24 protein-coding genes are annotated in these 21,772 nt (G+C 71.8%); 10 read left to right on the top strand and 14 right to left on the bottom strand.

Annotated features, from left to right (window positions below):
- Positions 1-90 precede the first annotated feature (90 nt).
- Genes ACZ5NW_RS16875 through ACZ5NW_RS16865 form a run of 3 tightly spaced genes read left to right on the top strand, consistent with a single transcriptional unit; the run spans position 91 to position 3,206 of the window.
- A complete protein-coding gene (locus tag ACZ5NW_RS16875) occupies positions 91-1,404 on the top strand; it encodes a magnesium transporter MgtE N-terminal domain-containing protein (RefSeq protein ID WP_468744596.1) in 1,314 nt (437 codons plus the stop codon).
- Positions 1,388-2,029, top strand: a complete 642-nt coding sequence (locus tag ACZ5NW_RS16870) for a DUF1003 domain-containing protein (protein ID WP_468744595.1) — start codon at positions 1,388-1,390, stop codon at positions 2,027-2,029. Before ACZ5NW_RS16875 ends, ACZ5NW_RS16870 begins: the two co-directional genes overlap by 17 nt.
- 43 nt (positions 2,030-2,072) lie before the next feature.
- Entirely contained in the window at positions 2,073-3,206 is a 1,134-nt protein-coding gene (locus tag ACZ5NW_RS16865) for an Mrp/NBP35 family ATP-binding protein (RefSeq protein ID WP_468744594.1), read from the top strand.
- A gap of 82 nt (positions 3,207-3,288) precedes the next feature.
- Here ACZ5NW_RS16865 and ACZ5NW_RS16860 read toward each other — a convergent pair whose 3' ends face one another.
- The 5 genes from ACZ5NW_RS16860 to sigE all read right to left on the bottom strand — a co-directional run bounded on the left by ACZ5NW_RS16860 (position 3,289) and on the right by sigE (position 8,059).
- The gene (locus tag ACZ5NW_RS16860) at positions 3,289-3,948 is read right to left on the bottom strand and encodes a hypothetical protein (protein ID WP_468744593.1); all 660 of its coding nucleotides are present in this window, start codon (positions 3,946-3,948) and stop codon (positions 3,289-3,291) included.
- Positions 3,949-4,161: 213 nt separating this feature from the next.
- The gene (locus tag ACZ5NW_RS16855) at positions 4,162-4,617 is read right to left on the bottom strand and encodes a sec-independent translocase (protein WP_468744592.1); all 456 of its coding nucleotides are present in this window, start codon (positions 4,615-4,617) and stop codon (positions 4,162-4,164) included.
- 204 nt (positions 4,618-4,821) lie between these two features.
- The gene (locus ACZ5NW_RS16850) at positions 4,822-6,270 is read right to left on the bottom strand and encodes a S1C family serine protease (RefSeq protein ID WP_468744591.1); all 1,449 of its coding nucleotides are present in this window, start codon (positions 6,268-6,270) and stop codon (positions 4,822-4,824) included.
- 77 nt (positions 6,271-6,347) lie between these two features.
- Positions 6,348-7,352, bottom strand: a complete 1,005-nt coding sequence (locus tag ACZ5NW_RS16845) for an anti-sigma factor family protein (protein WP_468744590.1) — start codon at positions 7,350-7,352, stop codon at positions 6,348-6,350.
- Positions 7,349-8,059 carry an RNA polymerase sigma factor SigE gene (sigE, locus tag ACZ5NW_RS16840; RefSeq protein WP_468744589.1) on the bottom strand — a complete coding sequence of 237 codons (711 nt, stop codon included), beginning with the start codon at positions 8,057-8,059 and terminating at the stop codon, positions 7,349-7,351. Before sigE ends, ACZ5NW_RS16845 begins: the two co-directional genes overlap by 4 nt.
- A gap of 235 nt (positions 8,060-8,294) precedes the next feature.
- Between sigE and ACZ5NW_RS16835 the strand changes: the two genes are divergently transcribed.
- The gene (locus tag ACZ5NW_RS16835; protein ID WP_468745086.1) at positions 8,295-8,993 is read left to right on the top strand and encodes an O-methyltransferase; all 699 of its coding nucleotides are present in this window, start codon (positions 8,295-8,297) and stop codon (positions 8,991-8,993) included.
- An 87-nt stretch (positions 8,994-9,080) separates the two neighbouring features.
- On the opposite strand, the gene ACZ5NW_RS16830 is transcribed toward ACZ5NW_RS16835, so the two are convergent.
- Complete coding sequence (locus ACZ5NW_RS16830) at positions 9,081-9,248, bottom strand: DUF3117 domain-containing protein (RefSeq protein ID WP_003966491.1); 168 nt, start codon at positions 9,246-9,248, stop codon at positions 9,081-9,083.
- Positions 9,249-9,623: 375 nt separating this feature from the next.
- Between ACZ5NW_RS16830 and chcB the strand changes: the two genes are divergently transcribed.
- Positions 9,624-10,427 carry a 2-cyclohexenylcarbonyl CoA isomerase gene (chcB, locus tag ACZ5NW_RS16825; RefSeq protein WP_468744588.1) on the top strand — a complete coding sequence of 268 codons (804 nt, stop codon included), beginning with the start codon at positions 9,624-9,626 and terminating at the stop codon, positions 10,425-10,427.
- A 57-nt stretch (positions 10,428-10,484) separates the two neighbouring features.
- On the opposite strand, the gene ACZ5NW_RS16820 is transcribed toward chcB, so the two are convergent.
- On the bottom strand, positions 10,485-11,069 hold the full coding sequence (locus ACZ5NW_RS16820) for a DNA-3-methyladenine glycosylase I (protein WP_468745085.1): 585 nt from the start codon (positions 11,067-11,069) through the stop codon (positions 10,485-10,487).
- A 5-nt stretch (positions 11,070-11,074) separates the two neighbouring features.
- Positions 11,075-11,431 carry a DivIVA domain-containing protein gene (locus ACZ5NW_RS16815; protein WP_468745084.1) on the bottom strand — a complete coding sequence of 119 codons (357 nt, stop codon included), beginning with the start codon at positions 11,429-11,431 and terminating at the stop codon, positions 11,075-11,077.
- Positions 11,432-11,586: 155 nt separating this feature from the next.
- Here ACZ5NW_RS16815 and folP point away from each other — a divergent pair, with 155 nt between their 5' ends.
- Entirely contained in the window at positions 11,587-12,447 is an 861-nt protein-coding gene (gene folP / locus ACZ5NW_RS16810) for a dihydropteroate synthase (protein WP_468744587.1), read from the top strand.
- A gap of 89 nt (positions 12,448-12,536) precedes the next feature.
- Here the strand turns inward: folP and ACZ5NW_RS16805 are convergent, their stop codons facing one another.
- Both ACZ5NW_RS16805 and dapE read right to left on the bottom strand, forming a co-directional pair.
- Positions 12,537-13,298 carry an LOG family protein gene (locus tag ACZ5NW_RS16805; protein ID WP_468744586.1) on the bottom strand — a complete coding sequence of 254 codons (762 nt, stop codon included), beginning with the start codon at positions 13,296-13,298 and terminating at the stop codon, positions 12,537-12,539.
- 110 nt (positions 13,299-13,408) lie between these two features.
- Complete coding sequence (gene dapE / locus ACZ5NW_RS16800; protein WP_468744585.1) at positions 13,409-14,488, bottom strand: succinyl-diaminopimelate desuccinylase; 1,080 nt, start codon at positions 14,486-14,488, stop codon at positions 13,409-13,411.
- A gap of 96 nt (positions 14,489-14,584) precedes the next feature.
- On the opposite strand from dapE, the gene ACZ5NW_RS16795 reads away from it, so the two are divergent.
- A complete protein-coding gene (locus tag ACZ5NW_RS16795; RefSeq protein ID WP_468744584.1) occupies positions 14,585-15,562 on the top strand; it encodes a heavy metal transporter in 978 nt (325 codons plus the stop codon).
- A gap of 278 nt (positions 15,563-15,840) precedes the next feature.
- Entirely contained in the window at positions 15,841-16,245 is a 405-nt protein-coding gene (locus ACZ5NW_RS16790) for an ATP-binding protein (protein ID WP_468744583.1), read from the top strand.
- Positions 16,246-16,317: 72 nt separating this feature from the next.
- Here the strand turns inward: ACZ5NW_RS16790 and ACZ5NW_RS16785 are convergent, their stop codons facing one another.
- Together ACZ5NW_RS16785 and fdxA are read right to left on the bottom strand one after the other, a co-directional pair.
- Positions 16,318-17,418, bottom strand: coding sequence for a bifunctional succinyldiaminopimelate transaminase/glutamate-prephenate aminotransferase (locus tag ACZ5NW_RS16785; RefSeq protein ID WP_468744582.1), 1,101 nt, complete (start codon positions 17,416-17,418; stop codon positions 16,318-16,320).
- Positions 17,419-17,534: 116 nt separating this feature from the next.
- On the bottom strand, positions 17,535-17,855 hold the full coding sequence (gene fdxA, locus ACZ5NW_RS16780; protein WP_003998156.1) for a ferredoxin: 321 nt from the start codon (positions 17,853-17,855) through the stop codon (positions 17,535-17,537).
- A gap of 111 nt (positions 17,856-17,966) precedes the next feature.
- Here fdxA and ACZ5NW_RS16775 point away from each other — a divergent pair, with 111 nt between their 5' ends.
- Positions 17,967-19,058 carry a GNAT family N-acetyltransferase gene (locus tag ACZ5NW_RS16775; RefSeq protein WP_468744581.1) on the top strand — a complete coding sequence of 364 codons (1,092 nt, stop codon included), beginning with the start codon at positions 17,967-17,969 and terminating at the stop codon, positions 19,056-19,058.
- 17 nt (positions 19,059-19,075) lie between these two features.
- Positions 19,076-19,930, top strand: coding sequence for a transglutaminase family protein (locus ACZ5NW_RS16770; protein ID WP_468744580.1), 855 nt, complete (start codon positions 19,076-19,078; stop codon positions 19,928-19,930).
- Positions 19,931-19,957: 27 nt separating this feature from the next.
- Here ACZ5NW_RS16770 and ACZ5NW_RS16765 read toward each other — a convergent pair whose 3' ends face one another.
- Positions 19,958-20,572 (bottom strand): response regulator, encoded by a 615-nt coding sequence (locus tag ACZ5NW_RS16765; protein ID WP_468744579.1) that lies wholly within the window; start codon positions 20,570-20,572, stop codon positions 19,958-19,960.
- Complete coding sequence (locus ACZ5NW_RS16760) at positions 20,569-21,768, bottom strand: sensor histidine kinase (protein ID WP_468745083.1); 1,200 nt, start codon at positions 21,766-21,768, stop codon at positions 20,569-20,571. The genes ACZ5NW_RS16765 and ACZ5NW_RS16760 overlap by 4 nt, the downstream gene beginning before the upstream one ends.
- Between the last annotated feature and the right edge of the window lie 4 nt (positions 21,769-21,772).

Here is a 21,772-nt window from a genome sequence, read left to right as displayed (position 1 = left end):
AGCCCGCACAAGTGGGCATTCACGGCAATACGAAGCAGGAAACGAAACAGAAAACACAGCAGGAAACCCGCAAGCGAAGGAAGCACAGCCATGGCCTCCGGCGCCCCCCGGATCTTCGTCTCGCACCTCTCCGGTGTCGCCGTCTTCGACCCCAACGGCGACCAGGTGGGGCGGGTGCGCGACCTGGTCGTCATGCTGCGCGTCGGCCGCAGACCGCCCCGGCTGCTCGGACTCGTCGTCGAACTGTCCACCCGCCGCCGTATCTTCCTGCCCATGACCCGGGTGACCGGCGTCCAGAGCGGCCAGGTGCTGAGCACCGGCGTGCTCAATGTGCGCCGCTTCGAGCAGCGGCCCACCGAGCGGCTCGTGTTCGGTGAGCTCCTCGACCGGCGCGTCACCCTCGTCGAGACCGGCGAGGAGGTCACCGTCCTCGATCTGTCGGTGACCCAGCTGCCGGCCCGCCGGGACTGGGAGATCGACCGGGTCTTCGTCCGCAAGGGCAAGAAGGGCGGCGCCTTCCGCAGGACCAAGGGCGAGGCGCTCACCGTCGAGTGGTCGGCCGTCACCGGCTTCTCCCTGGAGGAGCAGGGGCAGGGCGCCGAGAGCCTGCTCGCCACCTTCGAGCAGCTGCGCCCCGCCGACCTCGCGAACGTCCTGCACCACCTCTCCGCCAAGCGCCGCGCCGAGGTCGCCGCCGCCCTCGACGACGACCGGCTGGCCGACGTCCTCGAAGAGCTCCCGGAGGACGACCAGATCGAGATCCTCGGCAAGCTGAAGGAGGAGCGCGCGGCGGACGTCCTGGAGGCCATGGACCCGGACGACGCGGCCGACCTGCTCGCCGAACTGCCCGAGGACGACAAGGAACGGCTGCTCAGCCTGATGCAGCCGGACGACGCGGCCGACATGCGGCGCCTGCTGACGTACGAGGAGCACACCGCCGGCGGTCTGATGACGACCGAGCCGATCGTGCTGCGGCCCGACGCGACCGTCGCCGAGGCGCTGGCCCGCGTCCGCAACCCCGACCTGTCCCCCGCCCTCGCCGCGCAGGTCTACGTCTGCCGGCCGCCCGACGAGACGCCGACCGGCAAGTACCTCGGCACGGTCCACTTCCAGCGGCTGCTGCGCGACCCGCCGTACACCTTGGTCACCTCGGTCATCGACGACGATCTGCAGGCCCTGGGCCCCGAGGATCCGCTGCCCGTCGTCGCCGGGTTCTTCGCGACGTACGACATGGTCGCGGCGCCCGTGGTGGACGAGGCGGGGTCGCTGCTCGGCGCGGTGACCGTGGACGACGTACTGGACCACATGCTGCCGGAGGACTGGCGGGAGACGGAGTTCCACCTGGACGAGACGCCCGTGGGGGACGACGTCGAGGGGGGTGCTCCGCATGGCTCCCGAACGTGAGGGCGGACGGGACGGACGCGACCGCCGCGAGGGGCGCGACGCCCGCGCGCACGCGACGGCGGGCCGCGAGCGCGTCCCCTCCGGGGCGACGGCGACCGGCCGTCCCCGCGCCCGTCTGGACCAGCCGCGCACGCCCCGGCGCCGGTTCGTGCCCGAGTGGGACCCGGAGGCCTTCGGACGGCTCTCGGAGCGCATCGCGCGCTTCCTGGGCACCGGGCGGTTCATCGTCTGGATGACGGTCGTCATCATCCTGTGGGTGGCGTGGAACGTCTTCGCGCCCAGCGGCCTGCGCTTCGACAACTACCCGTTCATCTTCCTGACCCTGATGCTCTCGCTCCAGGCCTCCTACGCCGCCCCGCTGATCCTGCTCGCGCAGAACCGGCAGGACGACCGCGACCGGGTCAACCTCGAACAGGACCGCAAGCAGAACGAACGGTCCATCGCGGACACCGAGTACCTGACCCGCGAGATCGCCACCCTGCGCGTCGGTCTGGGCGAGGTCGCCACCCGGGACTGGATCCGCTCGGAGCTGCAGGACCTGGTGAAGGAGTTGGAGGGCCGGCACGACGGCCAGGTCGTATTCCCGGCAGAAAGGTCAGCCGGGCGTGACGCAGACGACCGCTGAGGGGCATCCCGAAGGCCCCCGGGCTCGCCGTACCATCGTCCTTATGGCTACGGAAGACGCGGTGCGCGAAGCACTGGCGACGGTGAACGACCCCGAGATCAACCGCCCCATCACCGAACTCGGGATGGTCAAATCGGTGGAGATCGGGGCGGACGGAGCGGTCGCGGTCACCGTGTACCTGACGGTGTCCGGCTGCCCGATGCGCGAGACGATCACGCAGCGCGTCACCGACGCCGTCTCCCGGGTCGAGGGCGTCACCCGCGTCGACGTCACGCTGGACGTGATGAGCGACGAGCAGCGCAAGGAGCTGGCGAACGCCCTGCGCGGCGGCCAGGGCGAGCGCGAGGTCCCCTTCGCCAAGCCGGGCTCGCTCACGCGCGTGTACGCGGTCGCCTCCGGCAAGGGCGGCGTCGGCAAGTCGTCGGTGACGGTGAACCTGGCGGCGGCGATGGCGGCGGACGGCCTGAAGGTCGGTGTCGTCGACGCCGACATCTACGGCCACAGCGTGCCGCGCATGCTGGGCGCCGACGGGCTCCCCACTCAGGTCGAGAACATGATCATGCCGCCGTCGGCGAACGGCGTGAAGGTCATCTCCATCGGCATGTTCACCCCGGGCAACACGCCCGTCGTATGGCGCGGCCCGATGCTCCACCGCGCCCTCCAGCAGTTCCTGGCGGACGTGTACTGGGGCGACCTGGACGTCCTGCTCCTGGACCTGCCGCCCGGCACCGGTGACATCGCGATCTCCGTCGCCCAGCTGGTCCCGAACGCCGAGATCCTGGTCGTGACCACGCCTCAGCAGGCGGCCGCCGAGGTCGCCGAGCGCGCCGGCTCCATCGCCGTCCAGACCCACCAGAAGATCGTCGGCGTGGTCGAGAACATGGCCGGCCTGCCCTGCCCGCACTGCGGCGAGATGGTCGACGTCTTCGGCACGGGCGGCGGCCAGCTGGTCGCCGACGGCCTGACCCGCACGACGGGCGCGACGGTCCCGGTCCTGGGCTCCATCCCGATCGACGTCCGCCTGCGCGAGGGCGGCGACGAGGGCAAGCCGGTGGTCCTGACCGACCCGGAGAGCCCGGCGGGGTCCGCGCTGCGGGCGATCGCGGGGAAGCTGGGCGGCAGGCAGCGGGGTCTTTCGGGACTGTCCCTGGGGATCACCCCCCGGAACAAGTTCTAGTACGACACGCCCGTACTACGCACTCGCAAGGGGCGCGGGGCCGCATCGAGGTGCGGCTCCGCGCGGTTCCCCACCGGCAGCCCTACTCGTAAGCGCCGATGTCCTTGATCATGGCGAACCCGAGACCGTAGGCACTCATGCCTCTCCCGTACGCCCCGACGTGCACGCCCTCCCCGGTGGAACCGGCCAGCACCCAGCCGAACTCCGACTCCCGGTAGTGGAAGGGCGTGGGCACCCCGTCCACGGGCAGGGACAGCGTGGACCATTCGGGTCCGCCCAGGTCGTCGGCGAGCGCCCACGCCGTCTCGGTCTGCTGCTCCAGCCAGTCGTCCCGCAGGGAATGGTCCATCTGGCCGGGCCAGGTGAAGGACAGCAGCCCCACACCCGCCAGCCAGGCCGCCGAGGAGACCGAGGTGGCCTCCAGCAGCCCCGTGCCGTCGGCGCTCCGCCGGGACGGGTTCGCCGCGACGGTCACCACGACCGCGAACTTCCCCCGGTCCTCTCCGGCCGTCTCATGCCGTACGGACGGCTCGTCGCCGTGTCCGATGGACCCGTGCTCGACGGCCCCGTCGGCCGCCGTACCGACCTGCATCAGCCAGCGCGGCCCCGTGAAGGCCTCGTCCAGGCCGTACCAGGGGAAAGGCGCCTGCAAGTAGCCGTCGACGGTGCGCCGGGCGGAGGGGACCTGCTGTCCGCCCTCCGTGGCCGGCGCCTGCACGACCGCCCCACTCGTCGTCTCCATGTGCCCGGACGCCTCCTCGCTCTCGCCGGACCGGTCCGGCCCGCCCCCCTTCGGGCGGCCCCACTCGTCGGAGTACGGTCCGCACAACAACTCGGCAGCATATCCACCCCGCCCCGGGCAGCAGGGAACGCGCCCGGCGCGCGAGGCGCACGGGCGGCGTTTTCAGCTGTCAGGAGCGGCGTGTTCAGGCGGTCAGGAGCGGCGGTGCGCCCGTCAGGTGGCGTCCGCGTCGAAGGGCGGACGGTCCTCCTTGCCCGGATCCTCGGGCTTCTTGGTCATGTCGATACGACCGCCCGACGAGTCGGAGGCGCCGGAAGAACCCGAAGAACCCGAGGACGTGCCCGAGTCGCGGCCGTGGACGGCGTCGGCGACCTCGGCCATCTCCCTCTTCAGGTCGAAGCCGTTGCGGATCTCCTTCAGCCCCAGGTCATCGCTGTCCAGCTGCTTGCGGATGAACGTCTTGGGGTTGAGGTCCTCGAACTCGAAGTCCTTGAACTCCGGGCCGAGTTCCTGGCGGATGTCCTGCTTGGCGCTCTCCGAGAACTCACGGATCTTCCGGATCGTGCGCATCACGTCCTGGATGACCCTCGGGAGCTTGTCCGGACCGAAGACGAGCACGGCCAGGACGATGATCGTCACCAGCTCGAGCGGTCCTATGTCATTGAACACCTGAAGCTCCTTGTGTGTCCGGGCCGGGTCCACGGTACCTGTCGCACCTGTCCGGCCGGTACCGCCCCGTGCGCTCGGAGTGTGCCGGTGAGGACGGTTTTCCGCGTTGTTTGCCTTGTGGGCCTGAGTTTCGGGGCCCCATCTGTGAGGTTCCTGTCAATCCGGGCCGATCACACCCGATCGAACCCGATCGCTCAGATCCGATCATTGGGAGGATCCGAGGACCAGAGTGAGCGTGCGCCGCGCGCCGTCGCGTTCGATCGTGAGCTCCAGCTCGTCACCGGGGCGGTGCGCACGGGTCTTGACGATCAGTTCGTCACCGGAGTGGACGGGCTGTCCGTCGACCTCGGTGATGACATCACCGGCCCGGAGCCCGGCCCGGTCGCCCGCGCCGCCGGGGGTGACCGGTGCGGCGCCGTCCCGGCCTTCGGTTCCGATACGGGCGCCGTCGCCGGTGTAGTCCATGTCGAGGGTGATGCCGATGACCGGATGGGTCGCCCGACCGGTGTCGATCAGTTCCTCGGCGACGCGCTTGCCCTGGTTGATCGGGATGGCGAAGCCGAGGCCGATGGAGCCGGACCGACCGTTCTCGGCGTCGGAGCCGTCGCCCGCGGAGCGGATGGCGGCGTTGATGCCGACGACCCGGGCGTGGGAGTCGAGGAGGGGGCCACCGGAGTTGCCGGGGTTGATCGGGGCATCCGTCTGCAGCGCGTCCACGTACGACACGTCGCTGACGCCGCCGCCCTCGGCGCCCTCGCCGCCGGCGGTGATGGGGCGCTGCTTGGCGCTGATGATGCCGGAGGTGACGGTGCCTTCGAGGTCGAAGGGGGCACCGATGGCGACGACCGGATCGCCGACCTGGACGTTGTCGGAGTTGCCGAGGCGCAGGGGCCGAAGGCCGTGCACACCGCTCACCTTGACGACGGCGAGGTCGTAGCCGCTGTCGCGTCCGACGACCTTCGCCTCGGCGGTCTGGCCGCCGCTGAAGACGACGGTGATCCGCCCGTCGCCGCCGGCCGGCTCCACGACGTGGTTGTTGGTGAGGATGTGGCCCTGGGTGTCGAGGACGAAGCCGGTGCCGGTGCCCGACTCCGCGCTGCCGCTGACATGCAGGGTCACCACGCCGGGCAGGGCGCGGGCGGCGATCCCGGCGACGCTGTCCCGGGGCCGTCCGGAGGGCTCAGGACCGGCCTGCGGGAGCTGGATGCCGCCGAGGCCGCCGGTGCGCTCCAGATGGGCGCCCACGAGCCCGCCGACGGTCCCTGACCCGAGCGCCAGCACCAGCGCACCACCGATCAGCGCCTTCCGCGCCCGCCTGCGCCGCTGCGCCACGCTGAGCACAGCGGCCCCGTTCTGCTGAAGGGACCCGACCGCACCCCCCTTGACGGCCCAGGGGTCATACCGCCGCCGGGGATCAGCCGACGGCACGTCATCGGGGCCGGTGATGGCTATGGGCTCGCCGTAGGGAGGGGTGCTGTACGGGTCGGGGTCGTGCAGCGGCTCGCCCGGCTGACGCGCGACAGAGGCACCCTCACCGAACGGCACCTCGGACGTCACCTCAGCCCCGGCCGACGTCCCGACCGGTCCCGCCGTTTCTTCGGGCTCGGGCCGCCGTCGCTCGGCCTGCTCGAAGTCCCCCGTGCGCTCGTCCATGCTCTCCCCGCAGCCGGCCGCAGCTCGTCGATCCAGGCTGGATTCAATCAGGTCGGGGAGAGCGACGCGCTACGGGCTCAGCGGTCGGGCTGCGGGGTGGGTGTGGGGGCGGAGGTCGTGTCGGGGACGGGTGCGGCGAGGGACGCGGACGGGGTGAACTGCGGTGCCGCGCTCGCGGCCCGCCAGGACGTCAGGGAGATCGGCGAGGTCACGTCGAGCGGGCGTATCAGCGGGGACATCGCCGCCGCCCCGGCGACCACGGGGGTGGTGAGGTCGTCACGGCCGGCCACCGCGGGGGACGGCACGCCGGGGAGGAGCGGTGCCGACACCTCGGTCGGCGCCACGGCGTTGTTGTCCCCGCGCTGTCCGCCGCCCTGGGCGAGCAGCGGGCCGGTGGCCCGGCGCCGCTGGCTCTCGGGCGTGGTGGCGGAACCGGCGCCGGGGGTGCGGGCCGGGGTGACATTGCTGCCGTTGCCCGAGGCGCCGCGGGCGTCCGCTGTCGTGTCGACGGGGACGCTGCCGGTCATGCCGCCCAGGGCGATCGCGGCCAGCGACACGGCGCCGGCGGCGGCGAAGGCGATCCGCATCCCACGGGACCGCTCGGCGTCATTGCGGCCGACGAGATGGATACGGAAGCCGGGCTCCGCGGAGCCGGACGGCAGCACCGGGCCGCCATGGGCCGGAGACGGGTCGTAGGAGAGGTCGAAGGGGTCGCCCCGCTTCACGCCGAAGATCCCGGAGATTCCAGAGATTCCGGAGATCCCGGTGCCCGCGGGGGCTCCGAAGCCGGCTCCCCCGCCCAGCGGCGTGCCACCGCCGTCCGGGTCACCTCCTCCGGGGAGCCCCTGAAGACGTGCCAGGAAGCTCTCGGAGGGGGCCGGGGGGGCCACCGCCGCGAAGACGTTCTTCAGACGGCGCTGGGCGTCCACCTCCGCCTTGCACTTGGGGCAGGTGGCCACATGCGCCAGTACGCGCTCACGCGCGTCATGACCGAGCTCTCCGTCCACCAGGGCGGAGAGTCGGTCTCCGAGATGCTGCTCTGCGAGGTGTCCCTCCGCAGGATTCGGCCGTGATCCACTCACGCTGTCGCGCCCCCTCCCCTCAGAGCGGGAACGCGAGAGATGAGGGAGCGGCGCTCGGCGCGCGCCTCCGGCGACCGGTGGGCGAGGGCCTTGCGCAGCTGGGAGCGGCCGCGGTGGATGCGGGAGCGGACCGTGCCGAGCTTGACGCCGAGGGTCGCGGCGATCTCCTCGTACGACAGTCCTTCGATGTCGCACAGGACGACCGCGGCGCGGAACTCCGGCGCGAGCGTGTCCAGGGCCTGCTGGACGTCGGCGTCGAAGTGCGCGTCGTTGAAGATCTGCTGCGGGGTCGGCTCCTTGCTGGCGAGCCGCTCGGCCGCGTCCTCGCCGAGGGTGTCGAAGCGGATGCGCTGCTTGCGGCGGACCATGTCCAGGAAGAGGTTGGTCGTGATGCGGTGCAGCCAGCCCTCGAAGGTGCCCGGCGTGTATGTCGACAGGGAGCGGAAGACACGGACGAAGACCTCCTGGGTGAGGTCCTCGGCGTCGTGCTGGTTGCCCGTGAGGCGGTAGGCCAGGCGGTAGACGCGGCCGCTGTGCGTGCTGACGATCTCCTCCCAGGTGGGCGGAGTCCACGCCTGCCCGTCCGCGTCGGTGGAGAAGGTCGCGGTCCGGTCCTGGCCCGCGGCGGGGCCGGCGACGTGGGTGTGGTCAGCGGTGTCGGTCACGGGTTTCGGCCTGCCCGCCGATCCGAGGAAGCGCCGCAGCACTCCTCCGCGATCCCAGGGCGCGGCCGCACCTCCCCTGTCAGCTCTGGTGACGTCCAGTGGAGCCCCTACCATAGCCACCTCGCCCGTTAGCTCCCCATAAGCGGTTTTACGAGAATTTGATCTGGGCTGATACGGCTCATACGTCTGCGTCAGCAGTTGATCGCCGTCCCACCCTGTCCCGTGATCCAACCGTGTCCCCCCGTCATCGTTCCCACCCCTTCAAACGCACGGTCCCATCTGCGGGTTCCCGCCCCCAACGGATACAGTCACGCCCAGGCAACCACGGGGACAGGAGAGGGTCATTACCGGCAACCGGCAGGCAAGCTGGGCGTTCGCCGACGCCTACGCCGCCGAGGACGACACGCTGCGCTGGGCCCGTGACCGGGCCCGTGAGGCGGGGCTGCGCTCGGTGTCGCCCAGCACGGGCGCCGCGCTGCGCCTGCTCGCCGCCACCGTGGACGCCAAGGCCGTCGCCGAGATCGGCACCGGTACGGGGGTCTCCGGCATCCACCTGCTGCACGGAATGCGCCCGGACGGCGTCCTGACCACCGTCGACCCCGAGCCGGAGCACCAGCAGTTCGCCCGGCAGGCGTTCCGCGCCTGCGGCTTCGCCAGCAACCGGGCCCGTTTCATCCCGGGCCGCGCCCTGGACGTGCTGCCGCGCCTCGCCGACGCCGGCTACGACCTCGTCTTCTGCGACGGCGACCGGCTGGAGCTCCTCGACTATCTCGCTGAATCGTTGCGCCTGCTCCGCACCGGCGGCCTGGTGGTCTTCGAGGGCGTCTTCGCCAACGGCCGCACGGTGGACTCCGGCCCGCAGCCCACCGAGGTCATACGGATCCGGGAACTGCTGCGGGCGGTGCGGGAGAGCCAGGAACTGGTGCCGTCACTGCTGCCGGTGGGCGACGGACTGCTGTGCGCGGTCAAGCGATGAGCCGCCGCGCGGGGATGCCGGGCAAAACAGCCGCCCCGGCACCGATGACGATGCCGGGGCGGCTGAAAGGGTATGGTCGCTGGCGCGTCAGCCGACGACTTTCTTGAGGGCGTCGCCGAGGGCGTCGGCCTCGTCAGGGGTCAGCTCGACGACGAGCCGACCGCCGCCTTCGAGCGGAACGCGCATGACGATGCCCCGCCCCTCCTTGGTCACCTCGAGCGGGCCGTCGCCCGTCCGCGGCTTCATGGCCGCCATGCTCGTTCCCCTTCCTGAAACCAGCTCATCGTCAAAGCCGACGGCCCCTGAAGGGCACGCGCCGCCCAGCGTGGGACACGCGACACCGGCATCGAACACATTGCTTCCAAGCCATTATCCCGCATCTCAGGACCCGATGACCAACATCGGTCGGCATCGCTTGGGCAACGCGCGCGAGCAAAACCACCCAATTCGGCGATGTGACTGCGATACTGCGCGGCCCCCCGGACTTAGGCCGTCCGAGAACCGACCCCCATTCTTTGACGCAGGTCACACATGAGGTCCGGTGCGCGGACGGCGATCTCCGTCATGCTGTCCTTCAGACAACGACGTACTGAGCGGTACGTCAGTGCCGCCACACGGAGGGGACATCCCATGGCCGACACCGTGCTCTACGAGGTGAGCGACGGGCTCGCGACGATCACCCTGAACCGCCCCGAGGCGATGAACGCGCTGAACGTCGCGACGAAGGTCGCCCTCCGGGACGCCGTACGGGCCGCGGCGGACGACGACGCCGTACGGGCCGTGCTGCTGACGGCGGCCGGGGACCGGGCGTTCTGCGTGGGCCAGGACCTCAAGGAGCACATCGGGCTGCTCGCCGCGGACCGGGAGACCGGGTCGCGGCAGACGATGAGCACCGTGCGGGAGCACTACAACCCGATCGTGCGGGCGCTGACCGAGATGCCGAAGCCGGTGGTGGCGGGCGTGAACGGCGTCGCCGCCGGGGCGGGCTTCGGTTTCGCGCTCGCCGCGGACTATCGCGTCGTCGCGGACACCGCCTCGTTCAACACCTCGTTCGCCGGGGTCGCCCTCACCGCCGACTCGGGGGTCTCCTGGACCCTGCCGCGCGTCATCGGGCCGTCGCGGGCGACCGATCTGCTGCTCTTCCCTCGCACGATCAAGGCCCAGGAGGCGTACGAGCTGGGGATCGTGAACCGGCTCGTCCCCCAGGCCGAGCTCGGGGCGGAGGCCGAGAAGGTCGCGCGCGAGCTGGCCTCGGGGCCGACGGTCGCCTACGCCGCGCTCAAGGAGGCCGTGGCCTACGGCTTCTCGCACTCCCTCGCCGAGACGCTGGAGAAGGAGGACGAGTTGCAGACTCGGGCGGGGTCGTCCGAGGACCATGCGATTGCGGTGCAGGCGTTTGTGCAGAAGGAGCGGCCCAAGTATCTGGGTCGCTGAGCATCGTGGGGAGCTGCGGGTTCGCTGTGGCTGGTCGCGCAGTTCCCCGCGCCCCTTTCAGGGGCGTCTGCTCACGCAGGTTGCCAGGTGGTCGTCGACCAGGCCGCATGCCTGCATCAAGGCGTACGCCGTCGTGGGCCCCACGAAGCGCAGGCCGCGCTTCTTCAGTGCCTTTGACAGGGCCGTTGATTCGTCTGTGACCGCCGGGACGTCTGCCAACGTCTTCGGGATCGGGCGAGTCGTCGGATCCGGGGCGTGGGACCAGATCAGGGTGTCCAGGTCGCCCGGGGTCCAGTCGGCCAGGACGCGGGCGTTGGCGAGGGTCGCGTCGATCTTCGCGCGGTTGCGGATGATGCCGGCGTCGGCGAGGAGGCGTTCGCGGTCCTCGTCGGTGAAGGCGGCCACCTTGGCGATGTCGAAGTCGGCGAACGCGGCGCGGAAGCCGGGGCGGCGGCGCAGGATGGTGATCCAGGACAGGCCGGACTGGAAGGCCTCCAGGCTGAGGCGTTCGAAGAGGGCGTCGTCGCCGTGGACCGGGCGCCCCCACTCCTCGTCGTGGTACGTCACGTAGTCCGGCGTCGACAGGGCCCACGGGCAGCGCGGGACGCCGTCGGGTCCGGCCAGGGCGGCTGCGGCGGCGATGTCGGTCACTGGGAGTCCTCCTCGGGCTTCTCCATCGACACACGCGGGCCGTGGGACGCGGACGCCTGGACGCCGGACAGCGCCGACTCCAGATCGGCGATCCGGGCGTCGCGCTCGGACAGCTCGGCGGCGAGGCGATTGAGGGCGTCGTCGACGTCCGCCATGCGGTAGCCGCGGGCGGCCAGCGGGAAGCGGAGGCCGTCGACGTCGGCGCGGGTGACCGGGCGGTCGTAGGGCAGCGGGTCGTGCAGCCGCTGCGGGGCGGCCTCCGGGAGCGGACCGGTGCCCTCGCCGCCGCCCACCACGGCGAGCGTGACCGCGGCGACCACGACGGCGAGCGCGATGACCAGGAAGAAGAACATAACCATCGGTGGGTCCCCACGCTTCGGTGCCTGCGCATCGTCTCTGCGCATCGGATGCACGTCGGATCTGTGTGGGTCCGATCGTGCCATGAGGGTGTGACAGTTAGGGTCGCAGGCGGTGGATGTCCACGACGTACTAGGTGAGGTCACAGGGGATGCTCAGGCTGGGCAGGCGTGAATTCGGCGCGCACGAGCCGGTGATCATGGCGATCGTCAACCGGACCCCCGACTCCTTCTACGACCAGGGCGCGACCTTCCGTGACGAGCCGGCCCTCGCGCGCGTGGAGCAGGCGGTGGCCGAGGGCGCCGCGATCATCGACATCGGCGGGGTGAAGGCGGGGCCGGGCGAGGAGGTGACCGCCGAGGAGGAGGCGCGGCGGACGGTCGGCTTCGTGGCCGAGGTACGGCGGCGCTTCCCCGAGGTCGTCATCAGCGTGGACACCTGGCGGGCGGAGGTCGGGGCGGCCGTCTGCGAGGCCGGGGCGGATCTGCTGAACGACGCGTGGGGCGGGGTGGACCCCGGGCTGGCCGAGGTCGCCGCGCGCTACGGGGTGGGGCTGGTCTGCACCCACGCGGGGGGCTCCGAGCCACGGACGCGGCCGCACCGGGTGACGTACGACGACGTCATGGCCGACATCCTGCGGGTCACCGTGGGGCTGGCCGAGCGGGCGGTGGCGCTGGGGGTGCCGAGGGAGTCGGTGCTGATCGATCCCGGGCACGACTTCGGGAAGAACACGCGGCACAGTCTGGAGGCGACGCGGCGGCTGGGGGAGATGGTGGAGACCGGGTGGCCGGTGCTGGTGTCGCTGTCCAACAAGGACTTCGTCGGGGAGACGTTGGACCGGCCGGTGAAGGAGCGGGTGATCGGGACGTTGGCGACGACCGCGGTGTCGGCGTGGTTGGGGGCTCAGGTGTACCGGGTGCATGAGGTGGCGGAGACTCGGCAGGTGCTGGACATGGTGGCGTCGATCGCGGGGCACCGTCCGCCGGCTGTGGCGCGTCGGGGGCTCGCCTAGGCCCACCCACCACCCGTTGAAGAGCCTTTGAGCTCAGTTTCTCGAGATACCGAGACGGGTGGGTGGGTGGGAAAACAAAGACGGCCAGGTCAGCGGGCGGCTTCCTTCGACACCAGCGCCACCGCTTCCCCCACGTCGTCGGTCACATGGAACAGCAGCAGATCCTTCTCCGACGCCTTCCCCTGCGCCACCAGCGTGTTCTGGATCCAGTCCACCAGGCCGCCCCAGTAGGCGCTGCCGAACAGCACGATCGGGAAGCGGGTCACCTTCTGCGTCTGCACCAGCGTCAGCGCCTCGAAGAGTTCGTCCAGCGTGCCCAGCCCGCCGGGCAGCACCACGAACCCCTGCGCGTACTTCACGAACATCATCTTGCGGACGAAGAAGTACCGGAAGTTCAGCCCGATGTCGACGTACGGGTTCAGCCCCTGTTCGAAGGGCAGCTCGATGCCCAGGCCGACCGAGATGCCGCCCGCCTCGCACGCGCCCTTGTTGGCCGCCTCCATCGCGCCGGGGCCGCCGCCGGTGATGACCGCCCACCCCGCTTCCACGAGAGCCCGGCCGAGCCGCACCCCCGCGTCGTACTCCGGTGAGTCCACCGCCGTGCGCGCCGAGCCGAACACGCTGATCGCGGGCGGGAGTTCGGCCAGCGTGCCGAAGCCCTCGATGAACTCCGACTGGATGCGCAGCACCCGCCAGGGGTCGGTGTGCACCCAGTCCGTGGGGGCGCGTTCGTCCAGCAGCCGCTGGTCGGTCGTGCTGCGCGTCACCTGGTCGCGCCGCCGGAGGACGGGTCCCAGGCGCTGCTCCCCCGGCCGCTGGTGCGTCCCCTCGGGGTTGCCGGTCGTCGCCATGTGCGCTCCCTCCGCTTGCGGGTCTTTCGGCTTCAGCGTAGATCGCCGCCGGTTACGGGCGAGGGACTTCGGCGTGTCCGCCATGAACCGCCGAGGTCGCCCGGTCCGTCTCAGGCGGTCAGCCAGTCCCGCAGGCGCTCCTCCGCCGCCAGGATCTTGGCCGTCTCCACGCGTTCGTCCCGCTTGTGCGCCAAGTGCGGGTTGCCGGGGCCGTAGTTGACCGCCGGGATGCCGAGGGCGGAGAAGCGGGAGACGTCCGTCCAGCCGTACTTGGGCATCGGGGTGCCGCCGACGGCCTCGATGAAGGCGGCCGCGGCCGGGTGGGAGAGGCCGGGCAGGGCGCCGGGGCTGTGATCGTCGATCACGAACTCCGCCACACCGCAGTCCGCGAACACCTCGCGGACGTGGGCGATCGCCTCCGCCTCGCCGCGGTCGGGCGCGTAACGGAAGTTGACCGTCACCACGCACTCGTCGGGGATGACGTTGCCGGCGACACCGCCCGAGATGCGGACCGCGTTGAGGCCCTCGCGGTACTCCAGCCCGTCGATCACCGGCCACCGCGGTTCGTACGAGGCGAGGCGGGCCAGGATGGGGGCGGCCGCGTGGATCGCGTTGGAGCCCATCCATCCGCGCGCGGAGTGCGCCCGCTCGCCCTGTGTCCTCAGCAGGACCCGCAGGGTGCCCTGGCAGCCGCCCTCGACCTGGCCGTCGGACGGTTCGAGGAGCACCGCGAAGTCGCCCTCCAGCCACTCCGGGTGGGCCTCGGAGATGTGCTTCAGGCCGTTCAGCTCGGCGGCGACCTCCTCGTTGTCGTAGAAGACGAAGGTCAGGTCGCGGTTGGGGGCGGGGACGGTGGCCGCGATGCGCAGCTGGACGGCGACGCCGGACTTCATGTCGCAGGTGCCGCAGCCCCACAGCACGCCGTCCTCGTCGAGCCGCGACGGCACGTTGTCGGCGATCGGGACGGTGTCGATGTGGCCGGCGAGGATCACGCGCTCCGGGCGGCCCAGGTTCGTGCGGGCGACCACGTTGTTGCCGTACCGGTCGACGGTGAGGTGCGGCAGGGCGCGCAGGGCGGTCTCGATCGCGTCCGCGAGCGGCTTCTCGCCACCGCTCTCCGAGGGGAAGTCGACCAGCTGGGCGGTGAGCGCGGCGGCGTCCAGAGCGAGGTCAAGGGAGGTGTCGGCCATGCCGTCGACCCTAACGCGCCCGCTCACCGGCCGGGTCCGCGAACTGTTGTCCACACCCGTCTCCTGCGTTTCAGTACTCTCCAGTACCTTGTACGCGTGCCAGCGCCGACACCCTCCTCCTCGAAGCGTCGTGGCCGCCCCATCCGTTTCGGGGCGGGCCTCATGGTCCTGCTCGCCGTCGCGGGCTATCTCGTCGCGCAGTACATCACCGGAGGTGCCGGTGACCCGGGCTGCAGAGTCGTTTCGGGAGACGGCGGGACGGGGTCGTACGAGTTCTCGTCGGAGCAGGCGGTGAACGCGGCGACGATCGCCGCCGTCGGCACGAACCGGGGCATGCCCGAGCGGGCGGTGACCATCGCGCTCGCGACCGCGCTCCAGGAGTCGGGGCTGCGCAACATCTCCCACGGCGACCGCGACTCGCTGGGCCTGTTCCAGCAGCGGCCCTCGCAGGGCTGGGGCACCGAGGCGCAGATCATGGACCCGACGTACGCGGCGAACATCTTCTACGAGCACCTCGGCAAGGTGCGCGGCTACCCGGAGCTGCCGCTGACGGTCGCCGCGCAGCGGGTGCAGCGCAGCGGCTACCCGGAGGCGTACGCCAAGCACGAGACGGACGCGACCATGCTCGCCGCCGCGCTGACCGGGCGGTCGGCGGCCACCCTGACCTGCGAGGGGCGGCCCGGAGTCGACGCGACGGAGACCGGTCCGGACGCGGTACGGGCGGCGCTGGCGCGGGACTTCGGGCGGGCGGTGCTGCAGCAGACCGCGTCGGAGACGGACGCCGCGTCGCCGTCGAAGGCGCCGTCGGCGGGCGGGACCGGGCAGGGGCCGACGGCGCGCAGCGGCGGGCGGACCGTCACGCTGCCGGTGACCGCCGAATCCGGCGGCGACGGGCGCAGCGCCCGTGAGCGCGGCTGGCAGCTGGCGCACTGGGCCGTGGCCAATTCCTCGGCACTGCACATCGAGCGGGTGTCGTTCGCCGGGCGGGAGTGGGTCGCCGGGACCACCGACGGCCGGTGGCGGTCGACGGGATCGAACCGGGCGGACGGGGTGCGGGTCGTCACCGCGCGGTAGTACGGGACGTCCCTCGCACGAGTTAAGCGGGGTGCGGTCGGCTTGCCCTGTGCGCGGGTTTTCCCGACGTCACCCCCGTACCGGCCGAAAGCCTTGAGAACACAGGGCTGCGACGATTCTGCGGACTTTCACACCGGACGCCCTTTGTCCGTTTTTATCCGTAGCCGATTATGCGACGCATTACCCACTCTTTACGTCGGTGATCCGCAACCTTCCCGGGGAGTCGAGCGGTAGTCAGGGCGCACGTGTTCCGCATTCTCTTCCGTCGAAGGAGCAATATGTCCCTCCCCCTGACCCGCCGGATGGCCCGTGTCGCGCTGCTTGTCGCCGCGGGAGCGGCCGCCGGGGTCGGTGCGGCCGGCTCCGCCGGTGCGGCCCCCGCCACCCTGCCCGCCACCCCGGACCTCGGCGGGCTGACCGCCCTGGACGGGGCGGGCGTCGGCCACGTGGTCGACGGTGCGACGCACAGCACGACCGGGCTCGCGCACACCGCCGGAACCAAGGCGCCCTCGGCGCAGAAGACGGCCGGCAAGACGGCGGGCAAGGCGGCCGGGGACGCCGGGAAGATCCTCGGGGACACGGCGTCGACCGCGACGAAGGGTGGACTGCCCACGGAGTCCCTCACCCAGGGTGGACTGCCCGGGGCGGAGACCCTGCCGGTCAAGGGACTGCCGCTCGGCTGACGCCGGTTCTTCGGGGAGGGGCTCAGGACGGTGGTCCTGGGCCCCTTCCCCTGTCTGTCGGCGCGGGGGCGCTCAGGCTCGCGTGAGTCGGTCCGTGGCCGCGCGGACGCGCTCGTCCGTCGCCGTCAGGGCCACGCGGACGAACCTCTCGCCCGCCTCGCCGTAGAAGTCGCCCGGTGCCACCAGGATGCCCAGGTCGGCCAGGTGGGCCACGGTGTCCCAGCAGGACTCGTCCCTGGTCGCCCAGAGGTAGAGGCTGGCCTCGCTGTGCTCGATGCGGAAGCCGTGGGCCAGCAGGGCCTCGCGCAGGGCCGTGCGGCGGGCGGCGTAGCGCTCGCGCTGCTCGTGGACGTGGGCGTCGTCGCCGAGGGCCGCCACCACGGCCGCCTGCGTGGGCGCCGACGTCATCATGCCGCCGTGCTTGCGGATCTCCAGCAGGGGCGCGAGCACCGCCGGGTCGCCCGCCAGGAAGGCCGCCCGGTAGCCGGCCAGGTTCGACCGCTTGGAGAGGGAGTGGACCGAGACGATGCCGTCGTACGAGCCGCCGTTGACGTCGGGGTGCAGAACGGAGACCGGGTCGGCCTCCCAGCCCAGCTCGATGTAGCACTCGTCGGAGAAGAGCAGCACGTCGTGCTCGCGCGCCCAGGCGACGATCCGCGTCAGCTCCTCCTTGCCCAGCACCTTGCCGGTGGGGTTGGAGGGCGAGTTCAGCCAGAGGAGCCTCAGGCCGTCCGGGTCGAGGTCCGTCGGGTCGTCGTAGGTCTCGTACTCGGCGCGGGCGAGCCGGGCGCCCACCTCGTACGTCGGGTACGCGAGCCGCGGGTACGCCACCCGGTCGCCGGGGCCGAGGCCGAGCTGGGTCGGCAGCCAGGCGACGAGTTCCTTGGAGCCGACGATCGGCAGGACGTGCCGGTGGGTGAGCTCACGGGCGCCAAGGCGGCGCTCCAGCCAGCCGGTGATCGCGTCCCGCAGCGCCGGGGTGCCCCAGACCGTCGGATAGCCCGGGGAGTCCGCCGCGTCGATCAGGGCCTTCTGGATCAGCTCGGGGACCGGGTCGACCGGAGTGCCGACGGAGAGGTCGACGATGCCGTCCGGGTGCGCGGCGGCCGTCTTCTTGTACGGCTCCAGCTTGTCCCAGGGGAAGGTGGGCAGGCGGTCGGAGACTGCGGACACGGTTACTCGCTCACTTTCGTCGGTACGGCAAACGCCTCGGTCCCGTGCGGCGGCGATCATGGCGATCAGGCCGTACGGGACCGAGGCGGCGCGGGTCGTGCGGGCCGCTTGCGCGGTTACTCGGCCTGCGGCGGCAGAGCGGCCACGAACGGGTGATCGCGCTCGATCAGCCCGAGCTTGCTGGCGCCGCCAGGGGAGCCGAGCTCGTCGAAGAACTCGACGTTCGCCTTGTAGTAGTCCTTCCACTCCTCCGGCACGTCGTCCTCGTAGAAGATCGCCTCGACCGGGCAGACCGGCTCACAGGCACCACAGTCGACGCATTCGTCCGGGTGGATGTACAAGGACCGGGAGCCCTCGTAGATGCAGTCGACCGGGCACTCCTCGATGCACGCCTTGTCCTTCACGTCGACACAAGGCTGCGCGATGACGTAGGTCACGCTGTCGTTCCTCCTCGATAGGGCGCTGGCGGGCCTCCCACAGGCCCCGCCGCCTGGCGCGCGGGAGCGCGGCGTCGTCGATGCCCGCCCCTAGTATCTCCGTTCTTGGGCATGATCCGAACAGGAGGGGTGGACAGACCTGTGAAATTCACGGCCGGTGGGCGCCTTGAGGTCCGTATCACCGCTGCTGACGTGGGTAAACGAGTATCGGTACGACAGCTGATCGGCGACCCCGTCACCGAGCGGCGATTCACCGACACGCTGGGTGTTCTCACATCATGGGATGCCGGTGTGCTGGTGATCACACGGAAGGACGGGGAGAGCGTCCGGATTGACGAGTCCTCACTCGTCGCCGGGAAGGTCGTTCCCGCCGCTCCGGCCCGCCGCCGGGGCCCCGCCGCGTCGTACGAGGAGCTCGCCCGCGTCTCCGCGCGCGCGTGGCGGCCGGTGGAGAGCGAGTGGCTCGGCGCGTGGGAGCTGCGGGCGGCCGCCGGCTTCACCCGGCGCGCCAACTCCGTGCTGCCGCTGGGCGACCCGGGGTTGCCGCTCGACGCGGCGCTCGACACCGTAGGACGCTGGTACGGCGAACGCGGCCTGCCCGCCTACGTCCAGACCGCGACCGGCGCCGAGGGCACGCAGGAACTGCTGTGCGCGGAGCTGGAGCGGCGCGGGTGGGTGCGGGAGGTGACCGCCGAACTGTGGGTCGGGGCGCTGGCGCCGCTGGCCGAGCGGGGCGAGCCTGGTGGTGTCGAGCTGTCGCGCCGGGCCGACGAGGCGTGGCTGGCGCGCTATCAGCGCAAGGGGGTGAGCGAGGTGGCCCTGAGGGTGCTGGGAAGCGGGCCTTCGGTGTGGTTCGCGTCCGTGCCCGCGGAGAGTGGCGGGGCGCCCGCCGCGATCGGGCGCTGTGTCGTGGACGGGCGATGGGCCGGGTTCGCGGCCGTCGAGGTGGATCCCGCGCTGCGGCGGCGGGGGCTGGCGTCGACGGTAATGGCGGCGCTGGCCGCGCGGGCGCTGGACGAGGGGGCGTCGGCGGCGTGGCTCCAGGTGGAGACCGACAATCTGGGGGCGCGGGCACTCTACGAACGGCTGGGCTTCACCGCGCACCACGCGTACCACCATTACCGGGAGCCGGAGGCATCCGGTCCGGCTTCCGGTCCGTCGTCCGACGCGGATGCCGGTTCGCGCCGGTATCGATCGTCGTGAGGGGGCACGAGCCTGCTATGCGTCGTCCTCCTTATCCCCCGTCGCCCGAGCGGGCCGCCGATCTGAAGCGGCGGTTCGCCGAGGAGGTGCGGTCCGAGCGGCCCGACCTCGTCACGCTGTGCCTGCTGCTCGGGGCGGTGGCCGACGGGACGCTCGACGAGGCCGGCCTGGACGCCGTGCAGGTCGAGCTGGACCGGCTGGCCGGCGAGCTGCCGTTCCGCCCCGACGGGCCGCGCGCGTGGGCCGTGGCGCTCGGCGAACTGCTCGGCGAGCGGTACGGGTACCGGGGCTCCCTCGCGGACTACCAGCGGCTGGAATGCTCGCTGCTGCACGAGGTGCTGCGGCGGCGGCGCGGGCTGCCCATCCTGCTGTCCGTGGTGTGGCTGGAGGTCGCCCGGCGGGCCGGCGCGCCGGTGTACGGGGTGGCTCTGCCGGGGCACTTCGTGGTGGGGTTCGGGTCACGGGAGCGGCAGGTGCTGGCCGACCCCTTCGACGGAGGGCGGGTACTGACGGGGTCGGACGCGGAGATGCTGGTCGTGGGGGCGACCGGGGCTCCGCTGGATCCGTCGATGCTGGTGCCCGCGGCTCCCTTGGAGGTGGTCCAGCGGATCCTCAACAACATCCGGGCGTGGGCCGCCGCCCGGCCCGAGCGGTCGGATGTCGCGCTGTGGGCCGTCGAGTTGGCGCTGCTGGTGCCGTCGCATCCCGCGCGGTTGCGGTACGAGCGGGGGCAGTTGCTGGTGCAGCGGGGGGACTTCGTGGGCGGGGCCGTGGAGTTGGAGGAGTACGCGGACCTGGTGGAGGTCGTCGACGAGGCCACGGCGGAGCGGGTGCGGGGGCAGGCCATGGCGGCTCGGGCGCTGCTGAACTGAGCGCGCCCGCGGTCCCTCACCGGCGTTTCACAGCCAGCCCTTCTCCCTCGCTATCCGCACGGCCTCGGTCCTGTTGCGTGCCGCCAGTTTCTGGATCGCCGTGGACAGGTAGTTGCGGACCGTGCCCTGGGAGAGGTGGAGGGTCGCCGCCAGGTCCGCGTTGGTGGAGCCGTCGGCCGCCGCGCGCAGCACCTCGCGTTCGCGGTCCGTCAGCGGGTTCGCGCCCCCCGCCAGCGCCGCCGCCGCCAGCGTGGGGTCGATGACCCGCTCGCCGGCCAGCACCTTGCGGATCGCCTCCGCCAGTTGGGCCGCGGGGGCGTCCTTCACCAGGAAGGCGTCGGCGCCCGCCTCCATCGCGCTGCGCAGGTAGCCGGGGCGGCCGAAGGTGGTGAGCACCACCAGCTTCAAGGACGGGAACTCCTTGTGCAGTTGGGCCGCGGCCTCGATGCCCGTCGCGCCCGGCATCTCGATGTCGAGGAGCGCCACGTCCACCGCGTGCTCCCGGGCGGCCGCCACCACCTCGTCGCCGCGCGCGACCTGGGCGACCACCTCGATGTCGTCCTCCAGCCCGAGCAGCGCCGCCAGCGCCTCCCGGACCATCGACTGGTCCTCGGCCAGCAGGACCTTGATCATGCGCGTCATGCACCGGATCCTACGGGCGCCGCCGTGGCGACGGGAACGCGGGCGACCAGGCGGAAGCCCCGGCGGACGCGGCTCGCCTCCAGGACGCCGCCCACCTTCTCCAGGCGCTCGGTGAGGCCGGTGAGGCCGTTGCCGGGGGCGTTGCCCGCGCCGCCGGAGCCGTCGTCCTCGACCGACAGCTCCAGCACCGGCCCGTCCAGGGTCTGGCGCTTGACCACCTCCACCACGCAGCGGCGGGCGCCACTGTGCCGTACGACGTTCGTCACCGCCTCGCGCAGCGCCCAGGCGAGGACCGCCTCGCTCTCCTCGGGGATGTCGGTGAGGTCGGGTTCGGCGGGGAGTTCGGCGGTGACCCCGGCCGCGGTCAACGCGACCTTCGCGCCCGCGAGTTCGGCGGAGAGGCGGGGGCGTCGGTAGCCGGAGACGGCCTCGCGGACGTCGACGAGGGCCTGGCGGCTGACCTGTTCGATGTCGGCGACCTGCTGGGCCGCCTTCTCGGGGTGCCCCGGCAGCATCCGGCCGGCCAGCTCGCTCTTCAGTGTGATCAGGGACAGGGAGTGGCCGAGCAGGTCGTGCAGGTCGCGGGCGAGCCGCAGCCGCTCCTCGTTGGCGGCCAGCTGGGCGACCGTGGCCCGGGCCTCGCGCAACTGGATGGTCGTCCGCAGGAGTTGGGTCACGCCGGTCATCGCGAAGCCGATGAGCAGGACCAGCACGATCAGGTCGGCGGCCTCCGACCAGCCGGCGTGGAGGCCGACGAGCATCATCAGGGCCGCCGTGCCCGGGATCGCCCAGTACGCCATGCGCAGCGGGAGGGCGACTCCGCAGGCCACGGAGACGTAGCAGAACAGGCCGAGCCAGGCGGAGCCGAGGGTGAGGCAGAGCAGGACGGCGAGGGCGGCGGTGGCGCCGATCAGGATGGCGACGACCTTCAGGGGCCAGGGCGCCGCCCCCATGTTGCGGAAGAGCAGGGAGAGGTAGACGCCGACGAACACCGCGAGGCCCAGCCAGCCGGCCACCGTGCCGCCGGTGGTGTGGTCGCCGGAGACCAGGTCGTGGACCGGCGAGCTGAGGAACACCAGCCAGACGCCGATCCACAGCAGCTTGCGCCGCCACAGGTCGCGCCGGGTGCGGGCCGGGGTGCCGAGACCGATCGGCGAGAACGCCCCGGGCTCGTCCGACAGCGGGTCGACCGTCATACCG

Source organism: Streptomyces sp. NPDC032126, from assembly GCF_055580085.1.
Note: the sequence above shows the minus strand (reverse complement) of the source record. Positions and strands in the feature narration are given on the sequence as shown.

Bases quoted from the DNA above. Each gene is read 5' to 3' on its own strand.
- ACZ5NW_RS16875 (WP_468744596.1), top strand. From the start codon at position 91: ATGGCCTCCGGCGCCCCCCGGATCTTCGTCTCGCACCTCTCCGGTGTC.
- ACZ5NW_RS16870 (WP_468744595.1), top strand. From the start codon at position 1,388: ATGGCTCCCGAACGTGAGGGCGGACGGGACGGACGCGACCGCCGCGAG.
- ACZ5NW_RS16865 (WP_468744594.1), top strand. From the start codon at position 2,073: ATGGCTACGGAAGACGCGGTGCGCGAAGCACTGGCGACGGTGAACGAC.
- ACZ5NW_RS16860 (WP_468744593.1), bottom strand. From the start codon at position 3,948: ATGGAGACGACGAGTGGGGCGGTCGTGCAGGCGCCGGCCACGGAGGGC.
- ACZ5NW_RS16850 (WP_468744591.1), bottom strand. From the start codon at position 6,270: ATGGACGAGCGCACGGGGGACTTCGAGCAGGCCGAGCGACGGCGGCCC.
- ACZ5NW_RS16830 (WP_003966491.1), bottom strand. From the start codon at position 9,248: ATGGCGGCCATGAAGCCGCGGACGGGCGACGGCCCGCTCGAGGTGACC.
- chcB (WP_468744588.1), top strand. From the start codon at position 9,624: ATGGCCGACACCGTGCTCTACGAGGTGAGCGACGGGCTCGCGACGATC.
- ACZ5NW_RS16815 (WP_468745084.1), bottom strand. From the start codon at position 11,431: ATGTTCTTCTTCCTGGTCATCGCGCTCGCCGTCGTGGTCGCCGCGGTC.
- folP (WP_468744587.1), top strand. From the start codon at position 11,587: ATGCTCAGGCTGGGCAGGCGTGAATTCGGCGCGCACGAGCCGGTGATC.
- ACZ5NW_RS16805 (WP_468744586.1), bottom strand. From the start codon at position 13,298: ATGGCGACGACCGGCAACCCCGAGGGGACGCACCAGCGGCCGGGGGAG.
- dapE (WP_468744585.1), bottom strand. From the start codon at position 14,488: ATGGCCGACACCTCCCTTGACCTCGCTCTGGACGCCGCCGCGCTCACC.
- ACZ5NW_RS16790 (WP_468744583.1), top strand. From the start codon at position 15,841: ATGTCCCTCCCCCTGACCCGCCGGATGGCCCGTGTCGCGCTGCTTGTC.
- ACZ5NW_RS16775 (WP_468744581.1), top strand. From the start codon at position 17,967: ATGATCCGAACAGGAGGGGTGGACAGACCTGTGAAATTCACGGCCGGT.
- ACZ5NW_RS16770 (WP_468744580.1), top strand. From the start codon at position 19,076: ATGCGTCGTCCTCCTTATCCCCCGTCGCCCGAGCGGGCCGCCGATCTG.
- ACZ5NW_RS16765 (WP_468744579.1), bottom strand. From the start codon at position 20,572: ATGACGCGCATGATCAAGGTCCTGCTGGCCGAGGACCAGTCGATGGTC.
- ACZ5NW_RS16760 (WP_468745083.1), bottom strand. From the start codon at position 21,768: ATGACGGTCGACCCGCTGTCGGACGAGCCCGGGGCGTTCTCGCCGATC.